16 protein-coding genes and 1 tRNA gene are annotated in these 13,762 nt (G+C 61.6%); 13 read left to right on the top strand and 4 right to left on the bottom strand.

Annotated features, from left to right (window positions below):
- Positions 1-8 precede the first annotated feature (8 nt).
- Both lipB and POI8812_RS09080 read right to left on the bottom strand, forming a co-directional pair.
- Complete coding sequence (lipB, locus tag POI8812_RS09085) at positions 9-671, bottom strand: lipoyl(octanoyl) transferase LipB (RefSeq protein ID WP_108782226.1); 663 nt, start codon at positions 669-671, stop codon at positions 9-11.
- Positions 668-1,450 (bottom strand): LytTR family DNA-binding domain-containing protein, encoded by a 783-nt coding sequence (locus POI8812_RS09080; protein ID WP_108782225.1) that lies wholly within the window; start codon positions 1,448-1,450, stop codon positions 668-670. Before POI8812_RS09080 ends, lipB begins: the two co-directional genes overlap by 4 nt.
- Before the next feature lie 115 nt (positions 1,451-1,565).
- On the opposite strand from POI8812_RS09080, the gene POI8812_RS09075 reads away from it, so the two are divergent.
- From POI8812_RS09075 to rnd, 3 genes are all read left to right on the top strand, one after another.
- Positions 1,566-2,114, top strand: a complete 549-nt coding sequence (locus POI8812_RS09075) for a DUF2306 domain-containing protein (protein ID WP_162845008.1) — start codon at positions 1,566-1,568, stop codon at positions 2,112-2,114.
- A 21-nt stretch (positions 2,115-2,135) separates the two neighbouring features.
- A tRNA-Leu gene (locus POI8812_RS09070) sits at positions 2,136-2,222 on the top strand.
- A gap of 127 nt (positions 2,223-2,349) precedes the next feature.
- Positions 2,350-3,510, top strand: a complete 1,161-nt coding sequence (gene rnd / locus POI8812_RS09065) for a ribonuclease D (protein ID WP_108782223.1) — start codon at positions 2,350-2,352, stop codon at positions 3,508-3,510.
- Here rnd and POI8812_RS09060 read toward each other — a convergent pair.
- Entirely contained in the window at positions 3,507-3,923 is a 417-nt protein-coding gene (locus POI8812_RS09060) for a hypothetical protein (protein WP_108782222.1), read from the bottom strand. The genes rnd and POI8812_RS09060 overlap by 4 nt on opposite strands.
- 153 nt (positions 3,924-4,076) lie before the next feature.
- On the opposite strand from POI8812_RS09060, the gene POI8812_RS09055 reads away from it, so the two are divergent.
- From POI8812_RS09055 to POI8812_RS09030, 6 genes are all read left to right on the top strand, one after another.
- Positions 4,077-4,490, top strand: coding sequence for a SufE family protein (locus POI8812_RS09055; protein ID WP_108782221.1), 414 nt, complete (start codon positions 4,077-4,079; stop codon positions 4,488-4,490).
- A gap of 12 nt (positions 4,491-4,502) precedes the next feature.
- On the top strand, positions 4,503-5,522 hold the full coding sequence (gene bmt, locus POI8812_RS09050) for a betaine--homocysteine S-methyltransferase (protein ID WP_108782220.1): 1,020 nt from the start codon (positions 4,503-4,505) through the stop codon (positions 5,520-5,522).
- A gap of 130 nt (positions 5,523-5,652) precedes the next feature.
- On the top strand, positions 5,653-6,357 hold the full coding sequence (locus POI8812_RS09045) for a cobalamin B12-binding domain-containing protein (protein WP_108782219.1): 705 nt from the start codon (positions 5,653-5,655) through the stop codon (positions 6,355-6,357).
- A 121-nt stretch (positions 6,358-6,478) separates the two neighbouring features.
- A complete protein-coding gene (locus POI8812_RS09040; RefSeq protein WP_108782218.1) occupies positions 6,479-6,694 on the top strand; it encodes a hypothetical protein in 216 nt (71 codons plus the stop codon).
- On the top strand, positions 6,678-7,010 hold the full coding sequence (locus tag POI8812_RS09035; protein WP_306438845.1) for a YbjQ family protein: 333 nt from the start codon (positions 6,678-6,680) through the stop codon (positions 7,008-7,010). The genes POI8812_RS09040 and POI8812_RS09035 overlap by 17 nt, the downstream gene beginning before the upstream one ends.
- A gap of 44 nt (positions 7,011-7,054) precedes the next feature.
- Positions 7,055-7,705 carry a DUF1638 domain-containing protein gene (locus tag POI8812_RS09030; protein WP_108782217.1) on the top strand — a complete coding sequence of 217 codons (651 nt, stop codon included), beginning with the start codon at positions 7,055-7,057 and terminating at the stop codon, positions 7,703-7,705.
- Positions 7,706-7,731: 26 nt separating this feature from the next.
- On the opposite strand, the gene msrP is transcribed toward POI8812_RS09030, so the two are convergent.
- On the bottom strand, positions 7,732-8,694 hold the full coding sequence (msrP, locus tag POI8812_RS09025) for a protein-methionine-sulfoxide reductase catalytic subunit MsrP (protein WP_108782216.1): 963 nt from the start codon (positions 8,692-8,694) through the stop codon (positions 7,732-7,734).
- 209 nt (positions 8,695-8,903) lie between these two features.
- On the opposite strand from msrP, the gene POI8812_RS09020 reads away from it, so the two are divergent.
- From POI8812_RS09020 to POI8812_RS09005, 4 genes are all read left to right on the top strand, one after another.
- The gene (locus tag POI8812_RS09020; RefSeq protein ID WP_108782215.1) at positions 8,904-10,685 is read left to right on the top strand and encodes a sensor histidine kinase; all 1,782 of its coding nucleotides are present in this window, start codon (positions 8,904-8,906) and stop codon (positions 10,683-10,685) included.
- Positions 10,678-12,033 carry a sigma-54-dependent transcriptional regulator gene (locus tag POI8812_RS09015; protein ID WP_108782214.1) on the top strand — a complete coding sequence of 452 codons (1,356 nt, stop codon included), beginning with the start codon at positions 10,678-10,680 and terminating at the stop codon, positions 12,031-12,033. The genes POI8812_RS09020 and POI8812_RS09015 overlap by 8 nt, the downstream gene beginning before the upstream one ends.
- A gap of 155 nt (positions 12,034-12,188) precedes the next feature.
- Entirely contained in the window at positions 12,189-13,010 is an 822-nt protein-coding gene (locus POI8812_RS09010) for a sulfite exporter TauE/SafE family protein (RefSeq protein WP_108782213.1), read from the top strand.
- Positions 13,007-13,756 (top strand): hypothetical protein, encoded by a 750-nt coding sequence (locus tag POI8812_RS09005; protein ID WP_108782212.1) that lies wholly within the window; start codon positions 13,007-13,009, stop codon positions 13,754-13,756. Before POI8812_RS09010 ends, POI8812_RS09005 begins: the two co-directional genes overlap by 4 nt.
- Positions 13,757-13,762: the final 6 nt, after the last annotated feature.

The following is a 13,762-nucleotide window of genomic DNA, read 5'->3' as shown; positions in this document are numbered from 1 at the left end:
ACCGGTGCCTAGCCCGCGTCGCCCTCGAATATGTGCGCAAAGCTGTCGCGCAGCGCTGCATCCACGTCGTCCATCGTCACCGGCAGGCCCAGATCGACAAGGGAGGTGACGCCATGCTCGCGGATGCCACAGGGCACGATCCCGTTGAAATGGTCGAGATCTGGCTCGACATTGATCGAAATCCCATGAAAGCTCACCCACTTGCGCAGGCGCAATCCGATAGCGGCGATCTTGTCTTCGCGGGGGGAGCCGTCCGGGTTCGGGGCCTTGTCCGGGCGCACGACCCACACACCAACCCGACCCTCGCGACGTTCGCCCACCACGTTGAACTGAGCGAGCGTGTCGATGACCCAATCTTCCAATTGGGCAACGAAGGCGCGCACATCGCGCCCGCGCTTGTCCACGTCGAGCATCGCATAGGCCACACGCTGGCCCGGTCCGTGATAGGTGTATTGTCCACCGCGCTGCGCCTCGAACACTGGAAAGCGATCGGGATCGACCAGATCGGCGGGATTGGCAGAAGTCCCCGCGGTGTAGAGTGGCGGGTGTTCCAGCAACCACACCTGTTCTGGCGCCTCGCCCGCCCGGATTGCCGCGACCCGCGCTTCCATGGTTGCAAGGGCTTCGGGATAGGGGACCAACGTGTCGCTTCGCGTCCACTCGACACTCATTTTGCACCTCCCAGCCAACCGGCGGCCTTCAGATCGGGCAGGCGCGAGCGGCTGACCGGCAGCGTGCGCCCGTCGCTCAACGTAGCGATGGCACCGTCCCCCTGGCGCGACACAGTGCGGATCGCGTCTTCTGCGACCCAGTGGGACCGATGGATCTGCAATCCTGTACCCGCTTCGCCCATCGCATCGCTCAATCGCATCAGGATCATTTCCTGCCCCTTGGTCGTGACGACCTCGACATAGTGATCCGAGACCGAAATCGACAAGAGCTGCCCGCGTTTCGCCGGGGGCAAGCGCTCCAACAGGGCAGGGGCGCGCGGTGTCTCTGCCCCTTCAGCGCTGCGCTCGGCCAGCATGAACATGATATTCACGACCAAAGAGACGATCAGAACATTTCCAAAGAAGATCGCGGCCCCGAGGGCGGTTTGGGGAATGAAGCTGAAAACGACCCAGTTCAGGCCAAAGATGAACGCCGTAACTGGCACGCTGATGACAAGTGCACTTACGATCACCAGGACAGGGGCCGACCAGCCCCGGCTTTGCCCGTAACTCTGACAATAGGTCGAGAGCAGCGCGCCGGTCGCATAGCTGACCACAGCAACGAAGAGCCAGTAGACCAGGCGCGCCGCCGTTCCCAGCGTGTCCAGCGTGTCGAATGGCCCTGCAAGGCCCAGGATCACCCCAGCCCCCAAAAGTCCGACGAGCACCGTAGGCTTTTGAAAATGTTTCCGCATTTCACGAAGCGCGAATTGCAGATGCCCGTCATTCACGTCTGACACACGTCACTCCCGTATCGCGCCTTGAGCCGCGATCCGCCGCCCGCTCACAACAGTGCCAGAGCAGCCGGGAATGGAAAAGACCCGACCTGCAAAGGCATAGATTGGGAGAATGCAGATGGACATCACCGTAATTACCGAAGCCGGCCCGATTATTCAGCTTCACATGCTGACCGGAGCGCTGACACTGGCCGCTGGCGCGGTCGCGTTCCACCGACAGCGCCGGGATTGGATCCATAAGGTATCGGGCCGCTTTTTTGTCACCGTCATGCTGATCCTCGCCGTCTCGTCCTTTTTCATCCACGAAATCCGGGTCTGGGGGCCGTTCTCTCCAATCCACCTGTTGTCTGCATGGGTGCTCTTTGGGTTGTGGCAGGGGGTCAGCGCGATCCGGCGTGGCGATGTTGCTGCTCATGTCGGGCATATGCGGGGCCTTTATATGGGCACACTCTTTGGGGCCGGGCTTTTCAACTTCCTGCCGGGGCGCACCACAAACCGTTTGTTCTTTCCCGACCGTCCCGTCGAGGGGTTTGTGATCGCTATCGTGCTGATGGGCGCGCTCTATCTGGCGATGAACAGCACCCAAATCCGCAGCTTGGCCCGTCGCCGCATTTTTCCGCTCACCCGGCGCATTTTTCCGCTTGGCAAGGATGCGACCCTTCGTTAAACCCCGCCGCACACCAAGCACGCGGCTGTGGCGGAATTGGTAGACGCGCAGCGTTGAGGTCGCTGTGGGGTAACACCCGTGGAAGTTCGAGTCTTCTCAGCCGCACCAAAAATGCCCGCCCCCGCAAATGGGGCGGGTTTTTTGCTTCTAAACCGCTGGTTGTGCGGATTTAGGATTGGGCTAAAGCGTGCTGAACCAGTAGGATGCCAGAAAACAGACCGACCAAGGGCACCTGATGCGCGAAATCAAGACGACTGAAGACCTCGCCACCTTCTGCGACGAGGCGCGCGCCCATCCTTTCGTGACGATCGACACCGAATTCCTGCGTGAGCGGACGTATTACTCCCAATTGTGCCTGATTCAGATGGCCTATCCCGGTGATGGGGAGGGGGATGCCGCCCTCATCGATGCGCTCGCGCCTGATCTGTCGCTTGAGCCACTCTACAACCTGTTTCGCGACACGCGCGTTGTGAAGGTGTTTCATGCAGCAAGGCAGGATCTAGAAATCTTCGTCAACAAAGCCGGCGTCCTGCCGGACCCGCTCTTTGACACGCAGGTTGCCGCGATGGTTTGCGGATATGGAGAGCAAGTCGGCTACGAGACGCTCGTCCGCTCGGTCTGCAAGGCCCAAATCGACAAGTCCTCCCGCTTCACCGACTGGGCCCAGCGCCCGCTCAGCCAGAAGCAAAAGGATTACGCGCTGGCGGATGTGACGTTCTTGCGTGACATCTACAATAAGCTCGCCGCCGAACTGGAGAAGAGCGGACGTGCCTCGTGGGTGCGTGAGGAGCTGGGCGTTCTGACCTCTACCGACACTTACATCATCAAGCCGGAGGATGCGTGGAAGCGGCTGAAAACACGTACGAATTCGGCGCGCTTTCTGGGCATCGCCAGGGCGCTGGCCGAATGGCGGGAGCGTGAGGCGCAGACCCGCGACATACCCCGCAACCGGCTGATGAAAGACGACGCGCTGCTGGAACTGGCTGCGAACAAGCCTACAACGATTGAGGCCTTGGGCAAATCACGCCTCCTGCTGCGAGAGGCGCGCAAGGGCCGCACGGCAGAGGCAATTGTTGCCGTGGTGGCCGAGGCGATGGCCCTGCCGGAGAGCGCCTTGCCCAAGGTGCCAAGGCAAAAGAACAACGCGCAGGTCAGCCCCGCGCTGATGGATTTGTTGCGTGTTCTGCTGAAGGCCAAATCGGAACAGGCCGGTGTCGCGCAAAAACTGATCGCGACAACGGCAGAGCTGGAAGCCTGGGCGCAGGGCGCGCCCGAAGGCGCAAAATTGCGCAATGGCTGGCGGGCCGAGATCTTTGGCAATGACGCCGCTGCGTTGCGTGACGGCAAACTGGCCCTCACGCTTGGCAAATCCGGCGTCAAAGCAATCGACGTTTAGGACCCGTCGCCGAGGTTGAACAGATATTCGGCCGAGGTCTGCGCGCCGTTGATACGGATGCCGCGTGCGCCACGCAGTTCGCGCTGGCTCAGGATCAGGGCGGCCTGCATCCGTTGTGCGGGCATGTCCTCGTCTGCACGTGCGTCTGCGAATCCACCCATCAGGTCGTATTCCAGAACGCCGCCATTCACGTTTCGCGGCACGAAGTTCAGCTCTTCAATGATCCCGCGAGTGTCCAAAGCGCGGGCAATCACCATCACGCCGCGCCGGGCCGGGGCCACCTCGACCGAGACGACCTGCGCGACCTGAATGGTTTCCGGCGGCGGGGGAGGAGCTGCAACTTCCGGTTCATCCCGGCCACAGGCGGCAATGGCAAGGACGGCCACAAGGGCCAGCGGACGTAGGGTCTTCATTTCTTGTTCTCTCCCGGTCGGGTCGCCTCATCTGCGGCGATTATTCACGCCCCCGCGCAAAAAGATAGTCATTGCATACCTACCCGCGGCAAGAGGCACTTTACGCCTCATCCCCATGGGCTTAGATCAGCCCATCCACAAAGGAGAGGCGCCATGGCGCAGGCCGATTTTGAAGAGATCGTGGAAACCTTTGAGTTTCTGGATGACTGGGAAGACCGCTACGCCCATGTCATCGAACTGGGCAAGGCCATGGACCCCTTGCCAGAGGATCAGCGCAATGCCCTGACCAAGGTTGACGGATGCGCCAGTCAGGTCTGGCTTGTCCCCGAAACGGGGGAGGTCCTGCGCTTCAACGGTGACAGCGACGCAATGATCGTTCGCGGCCTGATTGCGATCCTGCGCACCCTCTATAATGACCGCACGCCCGCCGACATTCTCTCAGTCGATGCGCCAGCCGAGTTTGCAAGGCTCGGCCTCGACAAACATCTCAGCGCCCAGCGCTCCAATGGTCTGCGCGCGATGATCGCGCGGGTGCGCGATGTCGCGACCCATGCCCAGACCGCCTGAAGGACAGCAACGATGACCAACGCCCTCACCCGTCTGCTCGAAACCCGTGATTGGCTGCTGGCCGATGGCGCCACCGGCACGAACCTGTTCAACATGGGTTTGATGAGCGGTGACGCGCCAGAGCTTTGGAATGCAGATGAACCGGCCAAGATCCGCGCGCTTTACGACGGGGCGGTGAATGCGGGATCCGATCTGTTCCTCACCAATTCTTTCGGCGGCAATGCCTCCCGACTGAAACTGCATGACGCGCAGAACCGCGTCCTGGAACTCAACCGCATTTCGGCGGAGATCGCGCGGGAGGCTGCCGACGCCTCCGGTCGCGACATTGTTGTCGCGGGCTCCGTTGGTCCGACCGGCGATATCATGGAGCCTGTGGGCACACTCTCTCATGCGCGCGCCGTTGAAATGTTTGAAGAGGCCGGGCGTGGCCTGCTCGATGGCGGCGCAGATGTGCTTTGGGTCGAGACGATCAGTGCGGAGGAAGAGATGCGCGCCGCCGCGGAAGCCTTCGCAAATCTTGATGCCCCCTGGTGCGGCACGATGAGCTTTGACACCGCCGGGCGCACGATGATGGGTGTCACCTCCACCCGTCTGGCAGAGTTCATGGCCACGTTGCCCAAACCGCCTCTTGCCTTCGGCGCCAATTGCGGCACCGGGGCATCCGACCTGTTGCGCACAATGCTCGGCATGGCCGATGCGGCGGGCGAGGGCGCGAACCTCATCGCAAAGGGCAATGCAGGCATCCCGAAATACGTGGATGGACACATTCACTATGACGGCACGCCCGAACTGATGGCCGACTACGCTGTTCTTGCCCGCGATTGCGGCGCAAAGATCATCGGCGGCTGCTGCGGCACCATGCCAGACCACCTGCGCCATATGCGGGCAGCACTCGAAGACACGCCACGCGGCCCGCGTCCAACGCTGGAAACCATCGTTGAAAAGCTCGGCGATTTCAGCTCAGCCTCCGATGGAACGGGCGAAGATGCCAATGCCGCCCCGCGTCGGGAGCGTCGCCGCCGCCGCGCCTGACCTGCGACAAATTTTCAGATCAAGTCGCAATGAGAAGAACCTGTGTCGGGATTAGCCGTTTCGAAACAGGCAACTGTTGCATAGGGTGAAATCAGACGCGCACCGCGCGCAGGTAAGAAGTGAGTTCATCATGGCCGACGAAGAAGACGATATCATCCTCTCCGAACTGGATGACGAAGAGCTTGTGCTTCAGATGCACGACGACCTCTATGATGGTCTCAAGGAAGAGATCACGGAGGCCGTCAACATCCTGCTCGAGCGGGGCTGGCAGCCTTACGACATTCTCACCAAGGCTCTGGTCGAGGGTATGCGCATTGTCGGGATCGACTTCCGCGACGGCATCCTGTTCGTGCCTGAGGTGCTTCTGGCGGCGAACTCGATGAAGGCGGGCATGGCGATCCTCAAGCCGCTTCTGGCTGAAACCGGCGCGCCGCGTCTGGGTAAGATGGTCATCGGCACCGTGAAGGGCGACATCCACGACATTGGCAAGAACCTCGTCTCGATGATGATGGAAGGGGCGGGTTTCGAAGTGCTCGACCTGGGCATCAACAACCCGGTCGAAAACTATATCGAGGCGCTGGAGAGTGAGGAGCCCGACATCCTCGGCATGTCCGCGCTGCTCACCACAACGATGCCCTATATGAAGGTCGTGATCGACACGATGGTCGAGAAGGGCATGCGCGACGACTATGTCGTTCTCGTCGGTGGTGCACCGCTGAACGAAGAGTTCGGCAAAGCGATCGGCGCGGACGCCTATTGCCGCGATGCCGCGGTCGCGGTTGAGACGGCCAAAGAATTCATGGCCCGCCGCCACAATCAGATGGCCACGGCCTGATCCAGAAATGGGCGTGCCCCGGACGTGATCCGGGGCCACTCGCTTTGCTGCGGTGCCTTGCTGCACACGCAGTTGCGCAAACACCCGCCCATCCCCACCTTCTGTTCCAGAGGAGGTGCCAATGCCCATAGACAGACTTGTCCTGATCATCGTGATCGTCATGGCTGCTGCGGCGGCGACGGTTTACGTTGGTATGATCCTGCTGGCCTCCAGCCAGTTCCCGCCGCTGATCCTTGTCGCGGGCCCGGTTTTGGCACTGCTTGCCTATATTGCGACGCGCGTCCTGCGCGACCGTCTCAACTCTGCTGAGGATGACCACTATGACCGCATCGAATGACATGCTCGTCGTGACCACGGATCTGGTGCCGGGCCGCGATGTGGTTGAAGTTTTTGGTCTCGTGCGCGGATCGACGGTCCGGGCGAAACATATCGGTTCTGACATTGTGGCCGCCTTGCGCAATCTCGTCGGCGGCGAAGTGCGGGAATATTCACAACTTCTCACCGGGGCACGGGAACAGGCGACCGACCGGATGATTGCCGAGGCGCGCGCGCTTGGGGCGAATGCGGTGGTTGGCACGCGGATGCAAACCTCTGCCGTGGCGCAAAGCGCGTCCGAGGTGATTGTCTACGGCACTGCCGTCCGGCTTGGATGAGGCGTCGGGGCGGACGGGCAGGGCGCAGTGCACCGCGTCCGCTGATGATCCCGGATCCCGCCGGGCCGCTGGGGGACGCGGCTCTGCGCGAAACCGGGATCGAAATTGGTGCGGGAAAGGTGCTCTTGCTGGCCTGTGGTGCACTGGCGCGTGAGATTCTGGCCGTAAACACCGCAAACGGGGCCGATCATTTCACCCTGCGCTGCCTGCCCGCGATCCTGCACAATCATCCCGACCGCATCGTGGATGCGCTGCGCCCGATGATCGCGCGCGGGCAGGCGGAAGGCTTTGCGCAAATCTTCATTCTCTACGGCGATTGCGGCACGGGCGGACAACTAGATGCCCTTTGCCAAGAGACCGGCGTAGACCGGATCGCCGGGCCACATTGCTATAGCTTCTTTGAGGGAAATCAGACCTTTGCAGCGCGGGGCGATGATGACATGCGCGCCTTCTATCTGACTGATTTTCTGGTCCGCCAGTTCGACGCGTTCTTTTGGAGGCCGATGGCCCTCGACCGCCATCCAGAGCTGCGGGACAGTTACTTCGGTCACTACGAAACGCTCGTCTACATGGCACAGACCGAGGACGCGGCGCTGTCGGACAAGGCCGTGCAGATTGCCGAACGGCTTGCCCTGAAATTCGAAAGGCGCGCAACGGGCTATGGCGATCTGGCCAATACCCTTGCGCGCCTGTGAACCATCAGTTGCCAGCTATTTGGGTCTCAGCGCCAGAAACGCTCACCCACTTGCAGGGGAAGATCGCCATACATACCGGCCACCTGCGCGCCATATCCGTTGTATAGCTCTGTGGGCACCCGGCCGTCCTGTCCCAGAACCCGCTCATCAGCCTGCGACCAGCGCGGATGGGCCACCTCGGGATTCACGTTGGCCCAGAACCCGTATTCCGAGGCATTAAGCTCTTCCCAGAAACTCACGGGCCGCTCTTCGGTGAACGTGATACGGTCAATCGACTTGATCGACTTGAACCCGTATTTCCACGGGGTGTGCAGCCGGATCGGCGCGCCCATCGGCTTATGCAACAGCTTGCCGTAGGCCCCAACGACCATGAAGCTCAGCTCATTTGAGGCCTCCGCCATGCTCAGTGCCTCGGTATAGGGCCAGGGCCACCAGCTTGCGCGTTGCTCTGGCGCCATATCGGTATCGTGGAAGGTCTGGAATTGCACATAGCGCGCACTTGAAAGGGGGCGGGCGAGGTCGAGCAGGGCGCTCAGCTCAAACCCGACCCAAGGTGCGACCATCGACCAGGCCTCAACACAGCGATGGCGATAAACCCGCTCCTCCAAAGGCATCCGTGCGATCAGATCTTCGGTCGAAATGGTGATCTCATCTTCCACCAGCCCGTCAATCCGCACGGTCCATCCGTCGGTATTGAGGCGCTGAGCTTCATCTGAGATCCGCTTTGATGACCCGAACTCATAGAAATTATTATATGTGGTGTTCAGCGCCTCGGGAGTGATCGCACGGCCTGCGTCCGCGTAGCCAGAGTGTGTTGCGGGCATCGGCTGGAATGGCGTTACACCAGCGGCTTCCGACCGGCCCGGCATCATGGCGAGCCCCGCGCCCAATCCCATCCCGGCCAGCAAGGCTCGGCGGTTGAGATAGACATCTTCCGGCGTCGCCGCGGATTCGGGCAGGGCCCAATCGGGGCGCTTTATGTAGTGCATTGCAGGCTCCTCATCTTTCGCTTGGCCATACTCTAGCGGCTTGTGCCCCACACGGCCCAATCACGTGTGCTTGAAAGCGCTGTCATGGGCGGGTTTCCGCGCAGGTGTGGTTCCCGAACGGGAACTTAGCGCGCTTGGCATCGATTTCGGCTTCGGCACCGGTGCGCTCCATTGCGCTTTTCGCCGCAGCACCGCTAACTGAGCGCAATATGTCCGAGCCGATCCAGCCCCCCGCCCGCGCCTGGCTGCGCAGTTTCAACCGCACGCAGGCAATCCTGCTGGGGTTCGTGCTGGTGCTGACGGGGGCGATGCTCTGGATTTCGGCCGTGATCCTGACGGATCGCGCGCTCGACCGGCTGCGCGACCGGGCAGAGGTGCGCTCAACCCTTTATGCAAACTCCATCGAATCCGTTCTGACGACGTATACCGTCGCCTCTGCTCTTTTGGCCCAAGACCGGCTCTTGCCAAACCTGCTTGCCGGGGGCGCGGATGAGCAGGCGCAACTGACGCTGGGCGGTCTGCAAAGCTCCATCGGTGCCCCCTCCATCTCGCTCTACACGGCAACCGGCACTCTGATCGCAGACACTCAACCCGAGGGGCAGGAAGTCGCCCATGCACTTGCGCCCTATTTCCAACTGGCGCTGGAGCAGGACATCTCCATCTTCGCGACAGTGGCGGTGTCAGAGACAGAGCAGCGCTTCTTTTTTGCGCGCAGAGTGCAGCAAAGCGGCACGATCCTGGGTGTAGTGATCCTCGAAGTCGATCTGGCCAGCATCCAGCGCCAATGGGTTGCGACCCCGGATGAAGTCTTCGTCACCAACGCGGATGATCTGATCCTGCTGTCCTCGCAACCGGACTGGCGCTACCGCTCTCTGACACCGTTCCTCGATCCGCTGGCGGTGCAACTGGGCGCACGCTTCACGTTGTTGCCCATGCTCAGCCTTGAGCCGACACAGGCCGGTCCGCGCGTCGCGATCAATGAGCAGGCTTTCCTGCGGATCGACCGCGCAATTGATTTTCGCAACTGGACCGTCACCTATCTCGCGCCCGAGGAAGAGGCCCTCGCCAATGTCAGCGCCGTCCTCGCGATCGAGGTTATGGCCTTGTCGTTGCTGCTCGCGGGCGGGCTGTTTGTGATTTCGCGAAGAACAGCGCGCAAGTCACTGCAAATACAGCGGGAATCCGAAGAGCTGCGCGCCCTGAATGCCCGCCTGTCAAGCGAGATTGAAGAGCGGATGCGCGTCGAGCAATCCCTGCAAGCTGCCGAGGAATCGTTGGAGCAAAGCTCGAAACTCGCCGCACTCGGCCAGATGTCGGCCGCGATCAGCCATGAGCTGAACCAACCGCTTGCCGCCATGAAAACCTATCTGGCCGGGGCCCAGCTCTTGATGCAGCGCAACCGCCCGACAGAGGCGCTGACCTCTTTCCAGCGCATTGACGACCTGATCACCCGCATGGGAACGATCACGCGCCAGCTCAAATCCTTCGCGCGCAAGGGGGGCGAGGGCGCCTCACGCTTCGATATCCGCAGTTCGATCACCAATGCGCTCGCCATCATGGCGCCACAGCTGGGTCAAACGCGGGTCGAGATCCGCCGCCGCGAACCTGATGAACCGGTTATGGTGCGTGCGGATGCCATGCGCATCGAACAGGTCTTCATCAACCTGCTGCGCAATGCGCTCGACGCGACCCGTGCGACGCCAGAGCCTTGGATCGAAGTGGAGGTCTTCACTGGACCTCAGCTTGTCCGCGTCCAGTTTCACGACAACGGACCGGGCTTCGAGGGCCCGGCGGGCGCGCTCTTCGAGCCGTTTTTTACAACCAAAGCACCCGGAGAGGGGGTCGGCCTCGGCCTCGCCATCTCATCGGGCATAGTGCGCGACATGGGTGGCAGCTTGACCGCACGCAATGCAACCGCCGGAGGCGCGGTGTTCGAAATCAGCCTGCCACATGCAGATGTTGCCGACTTGGGGGAAAGCGACAATGAGTGACGATATTTCATATCCGGTGGCCATCGTGGATGATGAGGGCGACATGCGCGCCTCCATCGCGCAATGGCTGGAACTTTCAGGGTTTGCACCAAAAACCTATGAGAGTGGTGAGGCGGTTCTGGGTGCGCTCGAACCCGATTTTCCGGGTGTCGTGATCACTGATGTCCGCATGCCTGGCATTGATGGGTTGGAACTATTGGCGCGTCTCCAGCGGCTCGACCGTGCGCTGCCGGTTATCATGATCACCGGCCATGGGGATGTGGCCATGGCGGTGGAGGCGATGCGGGCCGGTGCCTATGATTTTGTCGAAAAACCCTTCGATCCCGAACGGCTTGCCGATCTCGCCCGCCGCGCGGGTGAGGCTCGGCGCCTGACCATCGACAACCGTCTTTTGCGCCGCGAACTGGCCGATGGAACGGTACTATTGCGCCGGATCATGGGGCAGAGCGCACAGATGGAAAAGCTGCGCGCCACCATTCTGGACTATGCTGCGGCACCAGCTCCCGTTCTTGTAAAAGGGGAGCGTGGCACCGGACGGAACCTCATCGCCCGCGCCCTGCACGCCAGCGGACCCCAGGCGGGTCTGCCGCTGCTGGGGGTGAACTGTGCGGCCGAACCGGCTGATCGGATTGAAGAGCGGATGTTCGAGCGGGATCGCTCTGGAAATCCGCCACTGCTTCTCGCTGCCGGGCAAGGCATGATCGTTCTGGAAAATGTGGAGGCGCTGCCCCCGCGGTTCCAGACCCGTCTGGCGGAGGTTCTGAGCAATGGGAAAATGTCAGATGGCAGCTCGGTCCGCGCCCGGATTGTGACCATCGCCGATGAGACTGTCGCGGACGATGTATCCGCAGGTGCGTTTCAATCGAGCCTCTACTATATCCTGTCCACACTTGAGATCGTGGCCCCTCCGCTGCGCACTTGCGGTCAGGACATCCTGACGTTGTTTGAGCATTATGCGGGCCGGTTTGCCCAGGATTACGGCGTCGATGCCCCCGAAGTCTCGGCAGAGGATGCCAGTGTCCTCTTCGCCCATGACTGGCCCGGAAATCATCGCCAACTTACCAATATTGCGGAACGCTTCGTCCTGCGGAACCGCACCAGCCGCACGGCCGTCGCCGAGGTGTTGGAGGAAAGCGGACAGGGAGCGACCGGCGGTGAAGCTGATGGCGATGCGCAACGCCGCCCGCTGCGGGAACATGTTGATGCCTTCGAGAAGATGCAGATTGAGGCCTCTCTGCGCCGGCATCGCGGGGCCATTACCGCGGTTATGGAGGAGCTTGCCCTGCCGCGCCGCACCTTGAATGAGAAGATGGCCAAACATGGGATCAGCCGCGCGGACTATGTCTGACCCACTCTTTTGGGGTATTTGAGCCAATCCGAAGGCCGGACGCCGCGCTTCGGATTGGTGGAAATACCCCTGTCGCACCGTCACCTCTGGCGGTGCGCTTGCAGTGCTTCCTTCCCTTCGCTAGGCAGATCGCGACCCTTTGATTGGAGCCGCCCATGCCGCCACTCGCCGAACTTTTGCCGTTGATTGCTGTGCTGGCTGCGACCGGCGCCTTTGCCGGGGTCCTTGCTGGCCTCCTTGGCGTTGGCGGTGGGATTGTTCTGGTGCCGGTCTTCTATCTGGTTTTCACGGGGGCTGGATATGGCGGGCCTGATCTGATGGCGGTTTGTCTGGCCACATCGCTCGCCACGATCATCTTTACATCGGCCCGTTCGGTGATGTCTCACAACAAGAAAGGTGCTGTGGATTGGGAAATCCTGCGCCGCTGGGGGCCCGGCATTGCCGTGGGCGCGCTGATTGGAGTTTGGGCTGTTGGGGAGCTTGGCTCCGCAACCTTGCAACTGATCTTTGGCGTTCTGGGCGTGTGTATCGCCCTCTACTTTGCGTTCGGAAAAACGGAATGGCGGTTCGGGGACGAAATGCCGGGCGGTTTCGCGCGCGCGATCGTCTCTCCGATCATCGGGTTGCTTTCGGTCCTGATGGGGATCGGGGGCGGATCGTTGGGAGTGCCACTGATGACGCTCTACGGCACACCGATCCACCGTGCCGTCGCCACCGCGGCGGGCTTTGGCATGCTTATCGCGGTGCCCTCGGTTCTGGGCTTTCTGGTCGTGGTGGCTGAAGGGAACGTGCCGCCCCTCACACTGGGCCAAGTCAACATCCCCGCCTTTCTCGTTGTGATCTGCATGACACTGATCACTGCGCCCTGGGGCGTGAAACTGGCCCATGCGCTTCCCGTTCGCCCGCTTCGGATGATTTTTGCCGTGTTCATCGCCCTGATGGCCTTGAACATGCTGCGCACGGGACTTGGCGTTTGATCCTGCCAACGACGGGCTGGCACAAATTTGAGTGGGCTGAGCCGCTTGCGGCTTGGGTGAGCCACGTCGCGCCCCGCGCCATCGCGCTCTCGCTTCTGGACGAACAACGCCACGGTGGGACGTGGCGGCCGGGGGTGAATTTGCTGCCCAATGATGGTGCTGGGGTGGTCGACGCCGGCCCGCCGCTCGTGTGTGCAGCGCTTGAGGGCGCAGCTAGCCCGCCGCTCGATCAGGCCCAGCTTTCGGCCTGTCTGCCTGGTTATCCCCGTCGCGATCCGGAAGAGAGCGACGCCAATCACCGTTTCCGCCTCAAGCGGGACGCCGCACATCTCGACGGTCTGTTGCCCGAGGGGCCTCTGCGCCGTCGCCACTTGCGAGAGCATCATGCCTATATCCTCGGCATTCCGCTGACAGATCATGATCGGGGCGCATCGCCATTCGTCATTTACGAAGGCAGTCACCAGATCATGCGCAGGATGCTGCGCGAACAGCTGCCCGACGACCCAACGCGGTGGGGTGAAGTTGATCTGACAGAGCCCTATCAGGCTGCGCGTCGCACCGTGTTTGAGACCTGCAAACGGGTAGAGGTACATGCCCGTCCCGGTGAGTGTTATCTGGCGCATCGCCTTTCGATCCACGGTGTCGCGCCATGGGCGGAGGGTGCCAAAGCGCCCGATTGCGGGCGGCTCATTGCCTATTTCAGACCCGAGGTGGATGATCTGGCGGTCTGGCTGAACGCCCCCTGAACTCTC

The organism is Pontivivens insulae, from assembly GCF_900302495.1.
GTDB classification, from domain to species: Bacteria; Pseudomonadota; Alphaproteobacteria; order Rhodobacterales; family Rhodobacteraceae; genus Pontivivens; species Pontivivens insulae.
Note: the sequence above shows the minus strand (reverse complement) of the source record. Positions and strands in the feature narration are given on the sequence as shown.

Coding starts and splice junctions, on each gene's coding strand:
- lipB (WP_108782226.1), bottom strand. CDS start 671: ATGAGTGTCGAGTGGACGCGAAGCGACACGTTGGTCCCCTATCCCGAA.
- POI8812_RS09075 (WP_162845008.1), top strand. CDS start 1,566: ATGGACATCACCGTAATTACCGAAGCCGGCCCGATTATTCAGCTTCAC.
- rnd (WP_108782223.1), top strand. CDS start 2,350: ATGCGCGAAATCAAGACGACTGAAGACCTCGCCACCTTCTGCGACGAG.
- POI8812_RS09060 (WP_108782222.1), bottom strand. CDS start 3,923: ATGAAGACCCTACGTCCGCTGGCCCTTGTGGCCGTCCTTGCCATTGCC.
- POI8812_RS09055 (WP_108782221.1), top strand. CDS start 4,077: ATGGCGCAGGCCGATTTTGAAGAGATCGTGGAAACCTTTGAGTTTCTG.
- bmt (WP_108782220.1), top strand. CDS start 4,503: ATGACCAACGCCCTCACCCGTCTGCTCGAAACCCGTGATTGGCTGCTG.
- POI8812_RS09045 (WP_108782219.1), top strand. CDS start 5,653: ATGGCCGACGAAGAAGACGATATCATCCTCTCCGAACTGGATGACGAA.
- POI8812_RS09040 (WP_108782218.1), top strand. CDS start 6,479: ATGCCCATAGACAGACTTGTCCTGATCATCGTGATCGTCATGGCTGCT.
- POI8812_RS09035 (WP_306438845.1), top strand. CDS start 6,678: ATGACCGCATCGAATGACATGCTCGTCGTGACCACGGATCTGGTGCCG.
- POI8812_RS09030 (WP_108782217.1), top strand. CDS start 7,055: ATGATCCCGGATCCCGCCGGGCCGCTGGGGGACGCGGCTCTGCGCGAA.
- msrP (WP_108782216.1), bottom strand. CDS start 8,694: ATGCACTACATAAAGCGCCCCGATTGGGCCCTGCCCGAATCCGCGGCG.
- POI8812_RS09020 (WP_108782215.1), top strand. CDS start 8,904: ATGTCCGAGCCGATCCAGCCCCCCGCCCGCGCCTGGCTGCGCAGTTTC.
- POI8812_RS09015 (WP_108782214.1), top strand. CDS start 10,678: ATGAGTGACGATATTTCATATCCGGTGGCCATCGTGGATGATGAGGGC.
- POI8812_RS09010 (WP_108782213.1), top strand. CDS start 12,189: ATGCCGCCACTCGCCGAACTTTTGCCGTTGATTGCTGTGCTGGCTGCG.